Origin of the sequence: Xenorhabdus santafensis (assembly GCF_033949405.1) — a bacterium.
GTDB lineage: Bacteria > Pseudomonadota > Gammaproteobacteria > Enterobacterales > Enterobacteriaceae > Xenorhabdus > Xenorhabdus santafensis.
Window position 1 is genome coordinate 1 of sequence record NZ_VCDN01000383.1, and the last position, 346, is coordinate 346.

The 346-nt window shown below is 32.1% G+C and carries 2 protein-coding genes; both read left to right on the forward strand.

The window, feature by feature from the left end; genetic code table 11:
- Positions 1-231 (forward strand): SpaA isopeptide-forming pilin-related protein (locus FE392_RS22835; protein WP_319931969.1); only part of this gene is annotated, 231 nt, incomplete at its 5' end.
- Between the two features lie 13 nt (positions 232-244).
- Positions 245-346 (forward strand): SpaA isopeptide-forming pilin-related protein (locus tag FE392_RS22840; protein WP_500692712.1); only part of this gene is annotated, 102 nt, incomplete at its 3' end.

The following is a 346-nucleotide window of genomic DNA, read 5'->3' on the forward strand; positions in this document are numbered from 1 at the left end:
GAAGATGTAGTCTTCGAAGTGCAAGATGAAAAAGGCAAAGTAGTAACGGAAGTAAAAACAGATAAAAATGGTAAAGCAAAAATCTCAGACTTATCTGTAGGAAAGTACAAATTAGTAGAGAAAGAAAGCTTACCAGGCTACAAAAAACTAACAGAGCCAGTATCATTCGAAATTAAAAAAGGTATGACAGAAGTCTTATCATTAAAAGTAGAGAATGAACTAGTTAGATAAAGGTTCAGTAGAAATTACAAAAGTAGATAAAGAAAGTCAAAAAGTATTAGAAGGCGTAGTCTTCGAAGTGCAAGATGAGCAAGGAAAAGTAGTAACAGAAGTAAAAACAGATAAA